General features: G+C 65.4%; 15 protein-coding genes and 1 tRNA gene. 9 read left to right on the top strand and 7 right to left on the bottom strand.

Features of this window, described 5'->3' with window-relative positions; genetic code table 11:
- Positions 1 to 99 precede the first annotated feature (99 nt).
- Entirely contained in the window at positions 100 to 1374 is a 1275-nt protein-coding gene (gene clpX / locus BRAD285_RS18235) for an ATP-dependent Clp protease ATP-binding subunit ClpX (protein WP_006611022.1), read from the bottom strand.
- A gap of 444 nt (positions 1375 to 1818) precedes the next feature.
- Positions 1819 to 2451 (bottom strand): ATP-dependent Clp protease proteolytic subunit, encoded by a 633-nt coding sequence (locus tag BRAD285_RS18240; RefSeq protein WP_006611023.1) that lies wholly within the window; start codon positions 2449 to 2451, stop codon positions 1819 to 1821.
- Positions 2452 to 2542: 91 nt separating this feature from the next.
- On the opposite strand from BRAD285_RS18240, the gene BRAD285_RS35440 reads away from it, so the two are divergent.
- Positions 2543 to 2707: a hypothetical protein gene (locus tag BRAD285_RS35440; RefSeq protein WP_157681687.1), complete on the top strand. Its 165-nt coding sequence runs from the start codon at positions 2543 to 2545 to the stop codon at positions 2705 to 2707.
- A 40-nt stretch (positions 2708 to 2747) separates the two neighbouring features.
- On the opposite strand, the gene tig is transcribed toward BRAD285_RS35440, so the two are convergent.
- Together tig and BRAD285_RS18250 are read right to left on the bottom strand one after the other, a co-directional pair.
- Positions 2748 to 4106 carry a trigger factor gene (gene tig / locus BRAD285_RS18245; protein ID WP_006611025.1) on the bottom strand — a complete coding sequence of 453 codons (1359 nt, stop codon included), beginning with the start codon at positions 4104 to 4106 and terminating at the stop codon, positions 2748 to 2750.
- Positions 4107 to 4281: 175 nt separating this feature from the next.
- A tRNA-Leu gene (locus tag BRAD285_RS18250) sits at positions 4282 to 4366 on the bottom strand.
- A gap of 174 nt (positions 4367 to 4540) precedes the next feature.
- Here BRAD285_RS18250 and BRAD285_RS18255 point away from each other — a divergent pair.
- Complete coding sequence (locus BRAD285_RS18255; protein WP_006611026.1) at positions 4541 to 5851, top strand: multicopper oxidase domain-containing protein; 1311 nt, start codon at positions 4541 to 4543, stop codon at positions 5849 to 5851.
- 25 nt (positions 5852 to 5876) lie between these two features.
- Positions 5877 to 6959 carry an enolase C-terminal domain-like protein gene (locus BRAD285_RS18260; RefSeq protein ID WP_006611027.1) on the top strand — a complete coding sequence of 361 codons (1083 nt, stop codon included), beginning with the start codon at positions 5877 to 5879 and terminating at the stop codon, positions 6957 to 6959.
- A 61-nt stretch (positions 6960 to 7020) separates the two neighbouring features.
- Here BRAD285_RS18260 and BRAD285_RS18265 read toward each other — a convergent pair whose 3' ends face one another.
- On the bottom strand, positions 7021 to 8520 hold the full coding sequence (locus BRAD285_RS18265) for a bifunctional ADP-dependent NAD(P)H-hydrate dehydratase/NAD(P)H-hydrate epimerase (RefSeq protein WP_006611028.1): 1500 nt from the start codon (positions 8518 to 8520) through the stop codon (positions 7021 to 7023).
- A gap of 532 nt (positions 8521 to 9052) precedes the next feature.
- On the opposite strand from BRAD285_RS18265, the gene BRAD285_RS18270 reads away from it, so the two are divergent.
- The 5 genes from BRAD285_RS18270 to BRAD285_RS18290 all read left to right on the top strand — a co-directional run bounded on the left by BRAD285_RS18270 (position 9053) and on the right by BRAD285_RS18290 (position 14654).
- Positions 9053 to 9391, top strand: coding sequence for a P-II family nitrogen regulator (locus BRAD285_RS18270; protein ID WP_006611029.1), 339 nt, complete (start codon positions 9053 to 9055; stop codon positions 9389 to 9391).
- A 240-nt stretch (positions 9392 to 9631) separates the two neighbouring features.
- Positions 9632 to 11041, top strand: a complete 1410-nt coding sequence (gene glnA, locus BRAD285_RS18275) for a type I glutamate--ammonia ligase (RefSeq protein WP_006611030.1) — start codon at positions 9632 to 9634, stop codon at positions 11039 to 11041.
- 410 nt (positions 11042 to 11451) lie between these two features.
- The gene (locus BRAD285_RS18280) at positions 11452 to 12354 is read left to right on the top strand and encodes a helix-turn-helix domain-containing protein (protein WP_006611031.1); all 903 of its coding nucleotides are present in this window, start codon (positions 11452 to 11454) and stop codon (positions 12352 to 12354) included.
- A gap of 124 nt (positions 12355 to 12478) precedes the next feature.
- Positions 12479 to 13765 (top strand): MFS transporter, encoded by a 1287-nt coding sequence (locus BRAD285_RS18285; RefSeq protein WP_006611032.1) that lies wholly within the window; start codon positions 12479 to 12481, stop codon positions 13763 to 13765.
- Positions 13758 to 14654: an amidohydrolase gene (locus BRAD285_RS18290; RefSeq protein WP_006611033.1), complete on the top strand. Its 897-nt coding sequence runs from the start codon at positions 13758 to 13760 to the stop codon at positions 14652 to 14654. The genes BRAD285_RS18285 and BRAD285_RS18290 overlap by 8 nt, the downstream gene beginning before the upstream one ends.
- 1578 nt (positions 14655 to 16232) lie before the next feature.
- On the opposite strand, the gene BRAD285_RS18300 is transcribed toward BRAD285_RS18290, so the two are convergent.
- Together BRAD285_RS18300 and BRAD285_RS18305 are read right to left on the bottom strand one after the other, a co-directional pair.
- Complete coding sequence (locus BRAD285_RS18300) at positions 16233 to 16859, bottom strand: hypothetical protein (RefSeq protein ID WP_035645689.1); 627 nt, start codon at positions 16857 to 16859, stop codon at positions 16233 to 16235.
- A gap of 96 nt (positions 16860 to 16955) precedes the next feature.
- Positions 16956 to 17726, bottom strand: coding sequence for a gamma-glutamyl-gamma-aminobutyrate hydrolase family protein (locus tag BRAD285_RS18305; protein WP_006611036.1), 771 nt, complete (start codon positions 17724 to 17726; stop codon positions 16956 to 16958).
- Between the two features lie 260 nt (positions 17727 to 17986).
- On the opposite strand from BRAD285_RS18305, the gene BRAD285_RS18310 reads away from it, so the two are divergent.
- Positions 17987 to 19147, top strand: coding sequence for an AI-2E family transporter (locus BRAD285_RS18310; protein WP_035645692.1), 1161 nt, complete (start codon positions 17987 to 17989; stop codon positions 19145 to 19147).
- Positions 19148 to 19150: the final 3 nt, after the last annotated feature.

Here is a 19150-nt window from a genome sequence, read left to right on the forward strand (position 1 = left end):
GCAGCGGGACTCTGAAACGCTGCGACGCCGCGGACTGGGCGTCCGCAGCGATCGCTGAACTGATAAATCGAGGTCGTCTATCGATCGTGCCAGCGCGCATCACGCGCTGGCGCTGCTTTCCACGGCGCGATCGGAACGATCGGCATAGATGTAGAGCGGACGGGCCGTCCCTTCGACCACCTCGCGCGAGATGACCACTTCCTCGACGCCTTCGAGACCCGGCAGGTCGAACATCGTCTCGAGCAGGATGCTCTCGAGGATCGACCGCAGACCGCGTGCGCCGGTCTTGCGCTCGATCGCCTTGCGCGACACGGCGCCAAGCGCCTCATCGGCGAAGGTGAGCTCGATGTTCTCCATCTCGAACAGACGCTGATACTGCTTCACCAGCGCGTTCTTCGGCTCGGTCAGGATCTTCTTCAGCGAGTTCTCGTCGAGATCCTCGAGCGTCGCCACGACCGGCAGACGGCCGACGAACTCGGGGATCAGGCCGTACTTCAGGAGATCCTCAGGCTCGACGTGACGGAAGATCTCGCCGGTGCGGCGGTCTTCCGGCGCCAGCACCTGGGCCGCGAAGCCGATCGAGGTCGACCGGCCGCGAGAGGAGATGATCTTCTCGAGGCCGGAGAACGCACCACCGCAGATGAACAGGATGTTGGTGGTGTCGACCTGCAGGAACTCCTGCTGCGGATGCTTGCGGCCGCCCTGCGGCGGAACCGATGCAACGGTGCCTTCCATGATCTTGAGCAGCGCCTGCTGGACGCCCTCGCCCGAAACGTCGCGGGTGATCGAGGGATTGTCCGACTTGCGACTGATCTTGTCGATTTCGTCGATGTAGACAATGCCACGCTGAGCACGCTCGACATTGTAGTCGGCCGCCTGCAGCAGCTTCAGGATGATGTTCTCGACGTCCTCACCGACATAGCCGGCCTCGGTCAGGGTCGTCGCGTCGGCCATCGTGAACGGCACGTCGAGGATGCGGGCGAGCGTCTGCGCGAGCAGCGTCTTGCCCGAACCGGTCGGACCGATCAGCAGGATGTTCGACTTCGCGAGCTCGACGTCCGAGTGCTTGGTCTGGTGGTTGAGACGCTTGTAGTGGTTGTGAACGGCGACCGACAGCACCTTCTTCGCATGGTTCTGACCGATGACGTAATCGTCGAGAACCTTGCAGATCTCCTTCGGGGTCGGAATGCCGTCACGCGACTTGACCAGCGAGGACTTGTTCTCCTCGCGGATGATGTCCATGCAGAGTTCGACACACTCGTCGCAGATGAAGACGGTTGGACCTGCGATCAGTTTGCGGACTTCGTGCTGGCTCTTGCCGCAGAACGAGCAATAAAGCGTATTCTTGGCGTCGCCCGTGCCGACCTTACTCATTCCTGTCTCCGTCCGCGGTTCGCTCTTGTCCGCTCGTTCGCTCCGACCCGGCGCGGGCCGGACCGAATTGGTGAAAGAGCAAATTTCGTACCAAAATTAAAACCTTGTTCTCGACCCGCCGTGCACCCACGACTTACGCGAATCCCCCACGATCCATAACTGGGCAGTCTAGCCAATCATGCTGTCATCCGACTATCAAGAATTCGCTAATCGGAGCACAGACCCTAGACCGTGACATTACCGTGATTTTGGGGCTTGACACGGTAAGAACACGCGAAATCGGCTGAACGTTGCGTGTTTGCCACGCCTGTTTGCCGGTTGCACGGCAGGGTTGCGACCCTTTTGGGACCCCACCTTAGTACCTCTGCCGGCCGGAGCCGGCAAAGGCGATTGCCGTGATGCATCGAAGCCCGTCCACCGGACCTCGCCTTACTCAGTTACGGCTCACTTGCCCATCGCCGCCGGATCTTCCGGCCGCTTGTCGAGCACCTTGTCGATGAGCCCGAACTCCTGGGCGGCTTCCGCCGTGAGGAATTTGTCGCGTTCCAGCGCATCCTCGATCGCCTTGTAGGGCTGGCCGGTGTGCTTCACGTAGATCTCGTTGAGCCGCTTCTTGAGGCTCAGGATCTCCTGGGCGTGCAGCATGATGTCGGTCGCCTGGCCCTGGAAGCCACCAGACGGCTGATGCACCATGATGCGCGAGTTCGGCAGCGAGAAGCGCATGTCCTTGTGACCGGCGCAGAGCAGCAGCGAGCCCATCGACGCCGCCTGGCCCGTGCACAGCGTGGACACTGCCGGACGGATGAACTGCATCGTGTCGTAGATCGCGAGACCCGACGTCACCACGCCGCCCGGCGAGTTGATGTACATCGCGATCTCCTTCTTCGGGTTCTCGGCCTCAAGGAAGAGAAGCTGTGCGACGATCAGGGTCGCCATGCCGTCCTCGACCGGACCGGTCACGAAGATGATGCGCTCCTTCAGGAGGCGCGAGAAGATGTCGTAGGCGCGCTCACCGCGGTTGGTCTGTTCGACCACCATGGGCACAAGGTTCATATAGGTTTCGACGGGATCGCGCATGAATCACCCAAGGGTTGGACCAGCAGTTGAAGACGACCGGCCGCCGCAGGTGAGGCTCGTTCAGCGAGCAGCGACGGACGATGGCCCCGTGATGCAGAACTTCAAGACCGAGCCCAAAGATATGGACCAATTTCCCGGTGACAAGACCGGTAACCGGCCAACCGCAAGCGAGGTCGTTGCCCTGTTCAAGCTGATTCCCGCAGCGGCGGCCAGCGCCGGAACCGGGCTGACCGGCGCTTTCGCCGGTCAACCTTAATCATGCGCTGATGTCGCAAACCCGACCAGAGGTGGCCTGATCAGGCCGCCTTGTCGTTCTCGTCGTCCTTGAACAGCTCGTCCTTCGAGACCTTCTTCTCGGTGACGTTGGCGAGCTCGAGGATGAAGTCGACGACCTTGTCCTCGTAGATCGGCGCGCGCAGCTGCGCGAGCGCCTGCGGGTTGCTGCGATAGAAGTCCCAGACCTCCTTCTCGCGGCCAGGCATCGAGCGGGCCCGCTCGATCACGGCGCGGCTGACCTCGTCGTCGGTCACGGTGATCTTGTTCTTCTCGCCGATCTCCGACAGCACGAGGCCGAGGCGGACGCGGCGGTCGGCGATGGTGCGGTACTCTTCCTTCGCCTTGTCCTCGGTGGTGTTCTCGTCGGCGAAGGTCTTGCCGCTCGACTTCATTTCGGCCTGCACCGAGTTCCACATCAGGTTGAACTCCTCGTCGATCAGCGACGGCGGAGCATCGAACTTGTGGGTCTCATCGAGGCGGTCGAGCAGCGCGCGCTTGACGCGCTGGCGGGTCGCCTGGCTGAACTCGCCGGCGAGCCGGTCGCGCATCAGCTCCTTCAGCTTGTCGAGCGATTCGAGGCCGAGCGTCTTGGCGAACTCGTCGTCGACGACCTTGTCCTCCGGCGCTTCGATCGCGGTCGCGGTGGTCTCGAACTCCGCCGCCTTTCCGGCCAGCTCGTTGTTCAGATAGTTGGTCGGGAACGAGACCTTCAAGGTGCGGGTCTCACCGACAGCGATGCCGACAAGCTGGTCCTCGAAGCCCGGGATGAAGGTGTTCGAGCCGATCACGACATCGATGCCCTCGCCGGTGCCGCCGTCGAAGGCGACGCCGTCGATCGTGCCCTTGAAGTTGACCTTCACGCGGTCGCCGCTCTCGGCCTTCGCGCCCTCAGCCTTGGCGGCATAGCTGCGGTTCGCATCGGCCAGCCGCTTGATCGCCTCGTCGACGTCGGCGTCGGTGATGTCGGCGACCGGCTTCTCGACCGAAAAGGTCTTGAAGTCGGCGAGCGCGATCGCCGGCACCACTTCGATCGCCACGGTGTAGGTCAGGTCGGTCTGGCCGGCGAGGATCTTCTCGACCTCGGCCTCTTCGGTCGGCATCGTCACCTTCGGCTCGGTGGCGAGCCGGAAGCCGCGCTCCGTGAAGATCTGCGTGTTGGTGTCGCGGATGGTCTGGTCGATGGTCTCGGCCATGACCGACTTGCCGTAGATCTTCTTCAGATGCGCCACCGGCACCTTGCCCGGACGGAAGCCGTTGATGCGGACCTTGTCCTTGAGATCGACCAGCTTCGCATCCGCCTTGGCGTCGAGATCGGCAGCGGGAACGCTGATCTGGAACTCGTGCTTCAAGCCTTCCGACAAGGTTTCTGTGACCTGCATGGCGTCAATCTTCTTCCGCTACGGTCCGGACCCTTGCGATCCGGACACACCTGATTCAATTGTGGACGACGCGCGGCCAACGAGCCTTGCGCCGGTGGGATCGGTGCCGCCGCTCTCCCGAGATCAGGAGCGCGGCTGCGCCGTGAAACTTTCGGCAAACGCCTGAGGAAGCGCTTGGTGCGGGCGGAGGGACTCGAACCCCCACAACTTTCGTCACTGGAACCTAAATCCAGCGCGTCTACCAGTTCCGCCACGCCCGCGTGAACTGCATCGATAGCCCGGCCGCGATGCCGCGGGCGGCGCGGCTTATACCACGCGTGAAACCGTCCGCAGCAAAAAAATGGGCCCCAAAGAGCGCCCGCGGCCGGCCGATCGGCCAAGCTCGCGGCACAGATAAGGGAAAACGAGATGATCCGCATCCCCCTCAACGCACAATGTTTTGTCGCATGACGCAGCCTGTGGACGGGGTCAACCGCCGCGCCGTGCTCGGCGGCTTTGCCGCAGCCTGTGCGACGGCAATTCCGTGTTTCGCCGGCGCCGCCGAACGCACGTCCGTGACCTTGGAGGCCCGGGCCGAATCTCTGGTCTTGTCCGAGGGTCGACTCCCGGCACGGGTATGGCAGCTTGCGGGAGGCTCCCCGGTGCTCCGGCTGGCGCGCGGCGCCGCGCTCGACCTCTCCCTCACCAATGGTCTCTCGATACCGGCGACCCTCTCCGGGCGCGGCCTCGCTTTGCCCCCAGCGTTGCTCGTCCAACAGCCGCTCGCGGTGGGCGACCGTACCAGCATCGCGGCGACGGTGCCGCGGACGGGAACCGGATTGCTCGACCTGCGGCTGCTCGCCGATGGTGCGGCCGCACCGATCCGGCCATTGCCTGTGATCGTCGATGAGGTCTCCACGGTAACGTTTGACCGCGACGAGGTTTTCCTGGTCGAGGACTTCCGACTGAAACCGGACGGCACGGCGATCGCGCCCGGCACGGACCCGAAGGACTCCGAGCTGCTCTACACCGTGAATGGTCAGGTCCAGCCCGAGATCGCGTTGCGCGCAAACGCGCGGGTCAGGCTGCGCTTCATCAATGGCTGCCAGCGCGCTGTGATCGCGATCAAAATCGCCGAGATCGACACCGTCAGGGTGATGGCGATCGACGGCCAGCCGGCAGAGCCGTTCCTGGCCCGCAACGGCGCCGTCGTGCTGCCGCCGGGCGGCCGTACCGACGTGGTCATCGACATGCCCGCGGCGAAAGCGCCACTGCCGGTGCTGCTGCATGACGGCACGGCGGCACGCCCCCTCGCCCGCCTCGCGCTGTCGAGCGAGCCGCCGCAGCGCGCCGCGGCGCTTCCGCCGCCGTCGCCCCTGCCCGCGAATGGCTTACCGGACAAGCTCGACCTGCGCTCGGCCATCCGCGCCGAGCTCGCGCTCGACGGCGCCGACTGGCGTCTGCCCACCCAGTTCAAGCCCGGCAGCGCCCCCGCCTTCCAGGCCAAGTCCCGCCGCGTCGTGGTGCTGGCGCTGGCCAACAAGGCCGCAGGTACGACGGTGGTCCACCTCCAGGGCCAGCCGTTCCGACTGCTCGACCGGCTCGATGACGGCTGGAAGCCGTATTGGCTCGACACGCTCGCACTGGAGGCCGGCCAGACCCAGCGCATCGCCTTCCTGGCCGAGACCGCTGGTCGCTTCCTGATCGAGCGCATGGCCACGGACTGGGCGGCGCCGCGGCTGTTGCGGTGGTATGAGATCGGGTGAGGAAACGAACCAGGTAGAACTCCCCATGACCACAGCCGCCATCACCGGCGTCACCGCGCGCGCCGTCGTCACCCCGATGAAGCGCCCGCTGCGCAACGCCTTCGGCATCATCGACGCCGGGCCGCTGGTGCTGATCGACGTCGCGACCGATCAGGGGGTTACCGGCCATTCCTATCTCTTCGCTTACACCCGGCTCGCCTTGAAACCGCTCGTGCATCTGGTCGAGGACATCGGCCGCGAGCTCACCGGCAAGGCGCTGGCGCCGGTCGATCTGATGAAGGTCATGGACGCCAAATTCCGCCTGCTCGGCTGGCAGGGCCTGGTGGGCATGGCCGTCTCGGGTCTCGACATGGCGTTCTGGGACGCGCTCGGCCAGCTCGCGGGCAAGCCCGTGGTCGAGTTGCTCGGCGGCAGCGCCCGTCCCATTCCCGCCTATGACAGCTACGGCGTGCTCGATGCCAAGGCAGACGAGCGCACCCTGCACGCCGCCCGCGACGAGCACGGCTTCCGCGCCATCAAGACCAAGGGCGGCCATGGCGACCTCGCGACCGACGCAGCGATGATCAAGGGCCTGCGCGGCCTGCTCGGCCCTGACATCGCGCTGATGCTCGACTTCAACCAGTCGCTCGATCCCGCTGAGGCCACGCGCAGAATCGCTGTTCTTGCCGATTACGACCTGACCTGGATCGAGGAGCCGGTGCCGCAGGAGAATCTCTCGGGCCACGCTGCGGTGCGCGAGCGCTCTGAGATCCCGATCCAGGCCGGCGAGAACTGGTGGTTTCCGCGCGGCTTTGCCGAGGCGATCGCGGCCGGGGCGTCAGACTTCATCATGCCGGATCTGATGAAGGTCGGCGGCATCACCGGCTGGCTCAATGTCGCAGGCCAAGCCGACGCCGCATCGATCCCGATGTCGAGCCACATCCTGCCCGAAGCCAGCGCGCACGTGCTGGCAGTGACGCCGACGGCGCATTGGCTCGAGGTGCTGGATTTTGCCGGCGCCATCCTCACCCATCCGCTGCAGGTGATCGACGGCAAGGTCACCGCGAAAGGTCCGGGCCTCGGCCTCGCGTGGAACGAGAGCGCAGTGGCGAAGTATCAGGTGACGTGAGCGAGGCGCGCTGACGCCACCACAAGCACAACTGTCATCGCCCGGCTTGACCGGGCGATCCTCAGTATTCGATCTCAAACTGGTCATACAGCCTTCGGAACACCGCCGGCAGCGTCTCCGTCAGGTCCTCCGCGATCAGTCCCGGCCCCGCCTCCGCGCCCGCCTCGCCATGCATCCAGACGCCGATGCAGGCGGCCTCGAACGCGGGCACGCCCTGCGCCAGGAGCCCTGCGATGATCCCGGCGAGCACGTCGCCGGCACCGGCGGTGGCGAGCCAGGGCGGCGCGTTGGCGGCGATGGCGGCGCGGCCGTCCGGAGATGCGACGGTGGTGTCGGCGCCCTTCAACAGCACGACGGCGCCGCAGCGCGCGGCCGCGGCGCGCACCCGCTCGAGCTTGGAACGACCGGGATTCTTGTTGCTGAGATCCGAGAACAGGCGCGGGAATTCGCCCTCATGCGGCGTCAGCACGATCTGCGCGTCGGCCACCGCCCTGAGCTGCTCGAACAGCCGCTCCGGCGCATCGGCAAAGCTCGTCAGCGCATCCGCATCCAGCACCAGATGACGCTGCGCGGTGAGCCCGGTGAAGACGAGATCGCGCGTCCGCTCGCTGACACCCGTACCCGGCCCGATGATGCAGGTGTTGAAGCGCTTGTCGCCGAGCAGTTCGCCGAACTCGATCGCGGTGTCGGCGGCGCGCACCATCACCGCCGTCAGCGCCGACGCGTTGACCGCCAGCGCATCGCGCGGCGAGGCCAGCGTGACGAGGCCGGCGCCGGCCCGCAAGGCCGCCCGCGCGGCCATCCGCGACGCGCCGGTCGCGGTGACATCGCCGGACACCGCGAGCACATGCCCGCGCGCGTATTTGTGGCCGTCGATGCGCGGGACTGGAAAGCGGCCCTGCCAGAGCTCCGGCTCGTTCTCGAACGCCTGCGGCTTGATCTCGTCGAGCACCTGCGGATCGATGCCGATGTCGGCGAGCCGGACGCGGCCGCAATGCTGGCGCCCCGGCAGCAAGAGATGCGCCGGTTTCTTGCGGAAGAAGGTCACGGTCTCGGTCGCCCTCACGGCGATGCCCATGACCGCGCTGGTCGTCCCGTTGATGCCGCTCGGCAGATCGACCGCGAGCACCGGCGCGCCATTGGCATTGATCGCCGCGATGACATCGTGCGGCTCGCCGGTGACCGGGCGGCTGAGCCCGGCGCCGAACAGCGCATCGATGATCAGCGCGGGCTTGCCGATCGCCTGCGGCGTGAACGGCAGCACCGGAAACTTCCAGCCCTTGGCGGCAGAGGCCGCATCGCCCTGCAGCGCATCGCGCTCGCACATCAGGATGACGGAGACGTCGCGGCCCTGGGCGGCCAGCTCGGCGGCCGCCACGAAGCCGTCGCCGCCATTATTGCCGGGACCGCATACGACCAGGATCGGCCCCTCCTCGACGAGGTCCATGGCGGCCGCGGCGACGGCTTGGCCGGCGCTCAGCATCAGCGAGAATCCGGGCGTGCCGGCTGCGATCGTCAGCCGGTCGGCGCGCTCCATTTCGCTCGTGGTCAAGACTTCCATTGCGCTCTTATATCCCCTGCAGCCGCCGCGTGCCGGCTGCTCGACATCGATCGTGGCGCACCGGCTCGCCCCAAGCCGGTCCACCCCACCGAATCCCGCATCCCTATTGCCGTGCCCGGCAGCAAGTTCCAAGAGCCGAGGCCTGTTGCCTCTCCTCTGCGCGGGCGCACCGCCGCTCATCCCGCCTTTTCCCTGGGCATTTTCGCCGACGTGCGAACGCCGCACCGGCACCTGCACAACTTCTGGCCTGTTTGCCTAATTCGCGAGCTTCGGTATTCTGGACGCTGCCACGGGGAATCGTCGGGCCGATGCGAAAGACCGGAATATCCGCTCGATTTGGCCTCGTTAATGAATTGGCATAGACCCTGCTTTTGTGGAGCCACTTCGGCACGGGGCAAGACGGGCTGTCAATCACCGGGCCTCCGCCGGAGAGTGTCAGGCCCGGTAACGAAGTGATCGAACGACCTGCGCGGTGGCGCAGCCTGACGATGACCCTACTGTTTCTTAATGCGGAATGCCCGGGAGGCGCTCAGTGAAGAAGATCGAAGCCATCATCAAGCCGTTCAAGCTCGACGAGGTGAAGGAGGCGCTTCAGGAGGTGGGACTGCAGGGCATCACCGTCACCGAGGCCAAGGGCTTCGGCCGGCAGAAGGGCCACGCGGAGCTCTACCGGGGTGCTGAATACATCGTCGACTTCCTGCCGAAGGTGAAGATCGAGATCGTGATCGGCGACGAGCTGGTCGAGCGCGCGATCGAGGCGATCCGCCGCGCCGCCCAGACCGGCCGCATCGGCGACGGCAAGATTTTCGTGTCCAACATCGAGGAAGCCATCCGCATCAGGACCGGCGAATCCGGACTGGACGCGATTTAACCCAGGGCTGGACGCCCCAAACGGACGGTTTGGAACGGCGATGTCGCTCCAGGCTCTCCGCCGAGAAGATCTGCTGCGCCAGCAGCGTTCAGGCAGCTCAGATGTCCTCTAAGAGGCATCTGCATGCGGCCTTTTTGGCGTTTTCCGATATTGTCTTGGTCCCCCGGCGAGGCTAATGGAGCATGACCCGCGGACGCCGTCCCGCGCCGGGCCGTGACGTTTCAGCCAAGAGGGGTATTCATGAAGACCGCCAAGGACGTCTTGAAGGCAATTAAAGACAACGACGTCAAATACGTCGACCTCCGCTTCACCGATCCGCGGGGCAAGTGGCAGCACGTCACCTTCGACGTCAGCATGATCGACGAAGACATTTTCGCCGAAGGTACCATGTTCGACGGCTCCTCGATCGCCGGCTGGAAGGCGATCAACGAATCCGACATGTGCCTGATGCCCGACCCGGTCACCGCGACGATCGATCCGTTCTTCGCCGAAACCACCATGATCATCACCTGCGACGTGCTCGAGCCGACCACCGGCGAGCCGTACAACCGTGACCCCCGCGGCATCGCCAAGAAGGCCGAGGCCATGGTGAAGTCGATGGGCGTGGGTGACACCGTGTTCGTCGGCCCCGAAGCCGAGTTCTTCGTGTTCGACGACGTGCGCTACAGCTCCTCGCCCTACAACACCGGCTTCCGCCTGGACTCCTCGGAGCTGCCGACCAACTCCGACACCGAGTATGAGGGCGGCAATCTCGGCCACCGCATCCGCACCAAGGCCGGCTACTTCCCGGTGCCGCCGCAGGACTCGGTGCAGGACATGCGCTCGGAGATGCTCGGCGCGATGGCCCGCATGGGCGTCAAGGTCGAGAAGCACCACCACGAGGTCGCCTCTGCCCAGCACGAGCTCGGCATGAAGTTCGACACGCTGACGCTGATGGCCGACCAGATGCAGATCTACAAGTACTGCATCCATCAGGTCGCGCACATCTACGGCAAGACCGCCACCTTCATGCCGAAGCCGGTCTATGGCGACAACGGCTCGGGCATGCACGTCCACCAGTCGATCTGGAAGGACGGCAAGCCGGTGTTCGCGGGCAACAAGTACTCCGACCTGTCGGAGACCTGCCTGTCCTACATCGCCGGCATCATCAAGCACGCCAAGGCCATCAACGCCTTCACCAACCCGTCGACCAACTCCTACAAGCGTCTGGTCCCGGGCTATGAGGCGCCGGTGCTGCTCGCCTACTCCGCGCGCAACCGCTCGGCCTCGTGCCGCATCCCCTACACCTCTTCGCCGAAGGCCAAGCGCGTCGAGGTCCGCTTCCCCGATCCGCTCGCCAACCCCTATCTCGGCTTCGCCGCGATGCTGATGGCCGGCCTCGACGGCGTGAAGAACAAGCTCGATCCGGGCCCGGCGATGGACAAGGATCTCTACGACCTGCCGAAGGAAGAGCTGAAGCAGATCCCGACCGTCTGCGGCTCGCTCCGCGAGGCGCTCGAGAACCTCGACAAGGACCGCGCCTTCCTGAAGGCCGGCGGCGTGTTCGACGACGACTTCATCGACAGCTACATCGCGCTGAAGATGACCGAGGTCGAACGCTTCGAAATGACCCCGCACCCGGTCGAGTTCGACATGTACTACTCGGGCTAGGGCCCGGCAAAGATCGGCGGATCACGAAGGCGCCCCTCGCGGGGCGCCTTTTTGTTTGGTGGCTGGTTGTGTCGTGCGCAGCCGTCACGGCCTCGTCCTTCGAGGCGCTTGGCTTCGCCAAGCTCCTCAGGATGAGGGGATGGATCTGTCATGTTCATGGTCCGCTGTGCCGCGCCACCGTCACCGCTTCATCCTCATGGTGAGGAGGCGCGCGCCCGTCGGCACCTGGAAGCAACGAACAAAGAACCGCGCGCCGTCTCGAACCATGAGGCCCGAACCGCAGCGGCGACCATTTCGTCGCGGTACCAGACCGATTGCTGCGCAGGCGAACGCTGGGTCCTGCGGTGGCCAGCCCTGCAGAACGGTGCTAAAAAATGCGTCAGTCCAATCAGTCAGACGCTCCCTGCCCCATGCAGCTCAATCCGCTTCGCCATGCCGAGCGCGTCACGGGACGACGGCAGTCGGCGCTGATCGATCTGTGGTCGACGGCGGGCTTTGCCGCGGCTGTCAGCGAGGTCACCGGGCCGCATCTCTACGAGTATGGCGAGCTGCCGGTGCCGACGGTGGCGATCACACTGTACGACGTCCGCCGCCACGTGCTGATAGAGGACGGAACGGTCCGGCGCGATGCGCCGGTCAGCGCGGGGCGTTTTCGGATCGGCCAGCCCGGATGCAGCGTGGTGGTCGATGCCGTGCCAGAGGTCCGCTCGGGCCGGCTGCTGCTGCTGTATCTCGGTGATGCCCTCTTGAAGGAGGTCGCGGCGTCCCGCGGCTCTGCTGCCCCCGTCACCCTGATGCGCCAGGCCTGGGACACCGAAGATCCGATGCTGGAAGCCGCGGCGAAGCGGCTGGTCGAAAGCTGCGGTGACGGCGAACGGCCAAGCCGCCTGCTGGCCGAGCAGTTCGCCTACACGCTCGCGCTGCACGTCTCGGACCGCTACGCGATGCAGCGCCCGTCCGGATCGGAGCGAACGCCGCCCCTGGACGAGCGGATGCGGGCGCGCATCACCGAATTCGTGTGCTCCGATCCCGGCGCGCCGGTCACGCTGGCCGCGATGGCCGAGGTCGCCGGGATGAGCCCATCCTCCTTCATCCGCAGCTTCAAGCAGGCGACCGGAACGACGCCGCATCGCTTCGTCGTCGAGCAGCGCGTGCTCGCGGCGCGACGGCTGCTCGCGACGTCCGACCTGCCGATCGTGGACATCGCATTGTCGCTCGGCTTTTCCTCGCAATCGCATTTCGGCGCCGCCTTTCGGGCGGTGACGGGCGAGAGTCCCGCGCGCTATCGCCGCCTGCAGCGCGGCGGCCGGTGATTTCCTGACAAAACAAGGCGCGGCAGCGCCCATCCTGGCGATTTTCTGACAGACGTCCTCAGATCTTTCAGCGAACTCTGGCGCCGGACGACCGTTCAAGAAGAGCGGCGCATGGGAGGCGAGGATGTCGACAGCGACAGAGACGGTGGTACCGATCGAGGATACGAGCCTCACCGGCTTCTACAATGGCATGACCACAGCCGAGCGGCGCACCTTCTGGGCCTGCGCCACGGGCTGGGCGCTCGACGGCATGGACTTCATGATCTACCCGCTGGTGATCGGCACGATCATCGCGCTGTGGAAGGTCGATGCCGGCACCGCAGGTCTCGCCGGCACCGTCACGCTGCTCGCCTCGGCGATCGGCGGCTGGGCGGCGGGCTATCTCGCCGATCGCATCGGCCGCGTTCGCACGCTGCAGCTCACGATCATCTGGTTTTCGCTATTCTCGCTGTTGTGCGCGTTCGCGCAGAACTTCGAACAATTGCTGGTGCTCCGCGCCCTGCTCGGGCTCGGCTTCGGCGGTGAATGGGCGGCCGGCGCGGTGCTGATGGGCGAGACCATTCGCGCCGAGTATCGCGGCCGCGCCGTCGGTAGCGTGCAGTCCGGCTGGGCGGTCGGCTGGGGCATGGCGGTGCTGGCGCAGGCCGCCTTGTTCTCGCTGCTGCCGGCCGATCAGGCCTGGCGCTGGATGTTCGCCATCGGAGCCTTGCCGGCGCTGCTGGTGCTGTATCTGCGCGCCTACGTCAAGGAGCCGGAGGTCGCCGCAGCCGCGCGCGCCAAGGTCGCCGCCGCGGGCGACAGCCCGTCGATCCTGGAGATCTTCCAGGGGCCGATCCTGAAGACCACCATCCTCGCCTCGCTGGTGGCGACCGGATGCCAGGGCGGCTACTACGCCATCACCTTCTGGGTGCCGCGCTTTCTCACCACCGAACGCAAGCTCTCGATCGTGAGTTCGACCGGCTATCTCGCCGCCCTCATCATCGGCTCGTTCATCGGCTATCTCGTCGGCGCATGGTATGCGGACCGCTTCGGCCGGCGCAATTTGTTCCTGGTGTTCTCGCTCGGAGCCATGGTCGTCGTCGCCGCCTACACCCAGCTGCCCTTGTCGAACGAGTTGCTGTGGGTGCTCGGCTTTCCGCTCGGCTTCTTCGCCTCGGGCTATTTCTCCGGCATGGGCGCCTTCCTCACCGAGCTCTATCCCACCCGCTTGCGCGGCTCCGGCCAGGGCTTCTGCTACAATTTCGGCCGCGGCATCGGCGCGCTGTTTCCGTTCCTCGTCGGCTATCTGTCGCAGATGACCTCGCTCGCAACGGCCATCTGCCTGTTCGCTTTGTTCGCCTATGCGCTGTTCTTCGTCGCCGCCTACGCGCTGCCGGAGACGCGCGGCAAGGTGCTGCACGCCGATGCGTGAACTCGTGTGCGAACCAGACCGGGCTCCCGCCTGCGCGGGGCCCGATCCGAATCCGCGCACGGCCACCCGGTTCGTGGTGCCGCCGGGCGCGGTCGACACCCACGCCCATGTCATCGGGCTGCCGCCGCGCCATCCCTTCGTGGCCGAGCGCAGCTACACGCCCCCCGAGGCCACCGCTGCATCATATCTCGCAATGCTCGATGCCACCGGCATGACCTATGGCGTGCTGGTCCAGGTCAGCGTCCACGGCACGGACAACAGCCTCATGGTCGAGACGTTGCGCGCCAACAGCAAGCGGCTACGCGGCATCGCGGTGATCCCGCTGGGCCTGCCCGACCGCGAGCTGGCGGCGCTGCAGCAGGCCGGCGTGGTCGGGCTGCGCCTGAACGTCCTCTACGGCGGCGGCATTGGGTTCGATCAGTTGCACGCCTACGCGGCGCTCGCCCGTGAGCTCGGCTGGCATCTGCAATTCCTGATCGACGCCGCCGATCTACCGGCGCTGGCACCGCGGCTGGAGGGGCTCTCCGTACCGATCGTGATCGACCACTGGGGCCATTTCCCGGTGTCGCGCGGGCTTGCCGATCCCGGCTTCCAGACTCTGGTGTCGCTGGTGCGTGATGGCGCCTGGGTGAAGCTGTCTGGTGCTTACCGCAACACGGTCGCAGGACCGCCCTATGCCGACACCGTGGCCTTCGTCCGCCGCCTGCACGAGGCCGCGCCCGACCGCTGCGTCTGGGGCTCCGACTGGCCGCACGTGGCGCACCGCGGCCACATGATGAACGTCGGCGACCTGCTCGACCTGCTCGCCGACTGGGTGCCCGATGCCGCCGCCCGCAATCGCGTCCTCGCCGACAACGCACAGCGGCTATACGGGTTTGCGGCGGGGTGAGGTGGTGAGCACTCGTCACAAGCGTCCGTGGACCAAACGTCAAGGAAGAGTTTTGTGCAGCGTCACCGTGCTTTCCACCGCTGTTCCGAAGCAAGCCACGATGGGCGAAGGTCCGTTGCGGACTTGGACTAACGCACCCGAAGGTCGAGCATCTGCTCTTCACGCCGCATGGGTGATTTTGGGTCCTGCGCCAGAATGCTCGCAATCCATTTCACGAGCACAAGAAGTGTCGTCGCCTCAAACTCGCGGCGCATAGCGTCGACCTGTTCTAACGGGACCGAGCCCACACGAACGTATAGGCGTTCATAGGGAGCATTGGGATTGGGCGGCCAAAAGTGTGCGTCAAATAGTGCGCCAGGCTGTCGAATGAGGTGGACGTCGATTGAAACACCGGCGCGCTTAAGCGCATCCTCTAGCGTTGATGGGCGAAGCGGATAGCCTTGTCCCTTGGGGAGCCTTGCAGTCTCGGACCTCATCTTTCCAGTGTGCCAGCGGATTGCTCGATCAATCAATAGGCGCAGTCCAACCGGAATCGGATAGTGGTTTGTTTGGTGACATCTTGTTTGACGACAGTGCATAAACTCCGCGAAGAGTTCGATTCAGAATTTACTGCAATCAGAGCGTCACGCGCAGCGAGAGACCCCTCACCCGACCGAGGACGAGGATGCGCCGGCGCTGCCCTCTCCCACAAGGGGCGAGGGCACTGCATCTCGCATCGGTGCAGAGGCCAGGGTCGTTCGATCAAAATCCACCGCGATCAATAGAAAGAAGGACTAACAAGGTCTCTGCGAGCGCGGTGGCCGTAACTGCGCCCTCTCCCCTTGTGGGAGAGGGCATGTATGACGGCGCAACGGGCTCGATCGGTGAGGGGTCTCCTTCCACGTGCGTTGATCGCGGAGAGAGCCCTCACACCTTTTTGGATATTTTTTCCTCGCACCCGACGGGCAGTCCTCGCATCCCCCTCATGCGCAAACTGCCCGTCGAGCCAGTTTGTCGCACGTTGTGCGACTTGTGTCGTCGGGCAAATCAAGAGGATCTTGCCGGCCATCCCGTTCGCGATGAAGAGGGACGTTTCGGCCGATCGTCACGGAGCGTAGCAGCGGGGAGCGATGGACGTGTCGGGCTCGGGGATCCGCGCAAGCGGGCCGGCGAATGAGCCTGGTGCGTACGGTCAAGTCGCGTGGTCCTGGCCTCCCGATGCTGAGGTCAAGCCGGTTGATGATGCCTGGGTCAGTCCTTGCGCGTCTCGCCGGTGATGGGGGCAAACAAGCCGGTCCCCAGGGAGATCGCGAAGCAGCCGTTAAAACCAGCGCGCGGGGAAGGCCGGGTCGTCCGGCTGGACTCGTGGTACCTGCCGCCTGCATTTTTTTCTGCAGGCGGGCCACGGGCCTCAGTCGAGGTCCGGTCTTCCCCGCGCCCTCTCAAGATCGAGGGCGATGACGGCAGCATGACTCGGGCGCGGATGCGCCGCGGGACTGCGGCGGGCTGTTTGCAAACATCGTGGAGTGGACAAGCGAGACCGGTATGGGCTCCGACGCAATGGCCGGTGCTGCGGTCCAGCGGCGGAGACGCCTGCGATCACTTCGCAGCGAAATTCACGCCGATCTCCGTGACGACAGGCGCGAGCTTCAGCAGCGCCGGATTGTCGGACGATACCTTGACGCCGTCGCCGGAGAGCGCCCGCGGCGTGTCCTTGTCGGTGCCGAAGCGCAGCGTGATCGAGCAGCCGCCGGGCAGCATGCGCCCCAGCGCGCCATTCTTGAAGTCGGTGACGTAGCCGCCATAGTCCCAGCCGAAGCCGGCGACGGCGAACGGCTTGCCGTTGGCCTTCTGCACTGCTGCGAGGCTCGCGCCGATCGTGATGCCGGCGACGCTCCAGCGGCTGGTCTTGGCCGTGTCGCGCAAGGTGAGCCCCGACACCGTCGCGGCCTTGTCCTCGATAAAGGCGACCTCGATGCGCCGGTCCATCGCGCGCGGAAACAGCACGACGCCTTTGTAGGTCTCGCCCTCCGCCCCGGGCAGATCCTCGATCGCAGCTTCACTGCCATAGCGCTGCTTGAGGGTCTTCGCTGTGTCGGTCGCCGCCACAGGCAACGTGCAGGTGATCGGCCCTTCCGTCGGTGGCGCGGTCTGGGCAAGGACGGGACCGGCAACAACCAGCGCAATGACGGTGGTCAAGACTCGGCGAATAAGGACATGGCGCATAACGACATGGCGCATCAGTGAACCCTTGTGAAATTGCAAAACAGCGCGGCCGACAGTCTTAGGTCTGTTTCACCGCATCTCGGGTTCAGGCTGACATCAGGCCGCGAGACGCCGCTTCCTCACCGCGTCCCCAAATGCCTCGAACAGCTTGCGGTTGATCGGGTTCTTCTGCGGGTCGTATTCGGCATGCCATTGCACGCCCAAGGCAAAGCTCGGCGCGTCGGCGATGCGGATCGCCTCGATGGTGCCGTCCTCGGCGATGCCCTCGATGACGACGCGGTCGCCGGGCTCGAGGATGCCCTGGCCGTGCAGCGAGTTCACCTTGATGCTGTCGCAGCCGAGGATGCCGGCGAAGGCGCCGCCTGGCGTCAGCCGGACCTCGTGGCGATCGGCGAAGATCACGGTCGGGTCGGGATGGATCTCGCCATTCTCGAGCCGGGGCATGCGGTGGTTCATGCGGCCGGGAATCTCGCGGATCTCCGGATGCAGCGAGCCGCCGAAGGCGACGTTCATCTCCTGCAGGCCGCGGCAGATGCCGAACAGGGGAATGCCTCGGGCGACGCAGGCCTCCGTGAGTTGCAGCGCGACCTCGTCTCGATGGATGTCATAGGGCTCGTGCTTGAGGCTGGGCTCGGTATTGAAGCGGGTCGGATGCACGTTGGCGCGGGCGCCGGTCAGCACCACGCCATCAACCACGTCGAGCAGCGCCGCGATATCGGTGATCTCGGGGACGCCGGCAAACATCAGCGGCAGCGCGCCGGCGACCTCGGCCACGGCGCTCAGATTGCGCTCACCCACCATCTGCACGGTGAACCTGTTCTCGACGCGATGGCTGTTACCGATCACGCCGACCACGGGACGTTTCATTGCCCTCGTTTCTCTCCCTGTGCGACCAAGCCAATCCTGGTCTCAGCCCGATATGGTCCCGGCCTGGAGGCACAAATCATGCCTCTTCAAATCATGCCCGCGTCGCAAAGCCGGATCAACATATGACCGCGCGGGTCCCCAATGCCAATTCCGGGCACCCCCGCATGGCTTCCAGCGGATGAACGGTCACGCAAGCCTTTGCTTGATCCGTCAGCCGTTTTCGCCAATGTGTGGGAGCCGATCAGCACAGAGGACGCCGCATGACCGCCCCCGCCGACCCCCGCCTCCAGGCCCGCAGCGAGCACCGCAGCGACCTGGCCTGGGCCATCACGGTGGGTGGCATCGGCGTGATCCTGTTCCTGGCCGCGCTCGCCTTCAGCTGGTATTACGCTGCGGCCCTGTTCCTGCTGTTCTCCGGCATGCTGCTCGGCGTCGCCCTCAACGCCATGACAACCCTGCTCGGACGGGTGCTGCCCTGGCCGCATCCGCTGCGGCTCGCCATCGTCTGCCTGACGCTCGCGGCCCTGCTCGTCGGCATCGTCTTCCTGGGCGGCACCACCATCGCCGACCAGGCCAAGGTGCTGAGCGACACGATCAAGTCGCAGCTCGGCAACATCAAGGGCTTCCTCGACCGCAACGGCATCGACACCAGCTTCTTTGAGTTCAACAGCGCCAACACGGCGACCGCAGCGCCCGATGGCGGCACAACCACCCCGACGCAATCCTCGTCGCATGGCCTGCCAGGTGGCCTGCCCTCGCCGAGCGCGCTCGCCTCCTCCGGCGGCGCCATCGTCAGCCAAACCTTCAAGCTGCTGCTGGGCACCGTGAGCGCCGTCGGAAACTTCTTCATCGTGCTTTTCTTGGGGCTGGCCTTCGCTGCGCAGCCTTCGGTCTACCGCAGCGGATTGCTATTCCTGGCCCCGGCCAAGTATCGCGACGAGGCCACGGTGATCATCGACCGCATCAGCTATACGCTGGAGCGCTGGCTGATTGCCCAGATCACCACCATGTTCGCGGTGTTCCTGGTCACCTGGATCGGGCTTGCCATCATCGGCGTGCAGAGCTCGTTCATCCTCGGCATTCAGGCGGGCCTCCTGGCCTTCATCCCGACCGTCGGCGCGATCATCGCCGGCGTCATCGTCGTGCTGGCGAGCCTCGCCTCGGGCTGGGTCGCGGCGGTCTCCGCCTTCGTTCTGTTCCTCGGCGTGCACGCGATGGAGAGCTATGTGCTGACGCCGCTGATCCAGCGCCAGGCGCTGGACATCCCGCCGGCGACGCTGTTCGCGTTCCAGATCCTGCTCGGCATCGTGTTCGGCGTCTGGGGCCTGACCCTGGCGCTGCCGCTGATGGCGATCGCCAAGGTCATGATTGACTACTTCAAGAGCGACCGCAGCAGCGAGGATGCCGCGGCCGCGATCTGAGCG

Origin of the sequence: Bradyrhizobium sp. ORS 285 (genome assembly GCF_900176205.1) — a bacterium.
Taxonomy (GTDB): domain Bacteria; phylum Pseudomonadota; class Alphaproteobacteria; order Rhizobiales; family Xanthobacteraceae; genus Bradyrhizobium.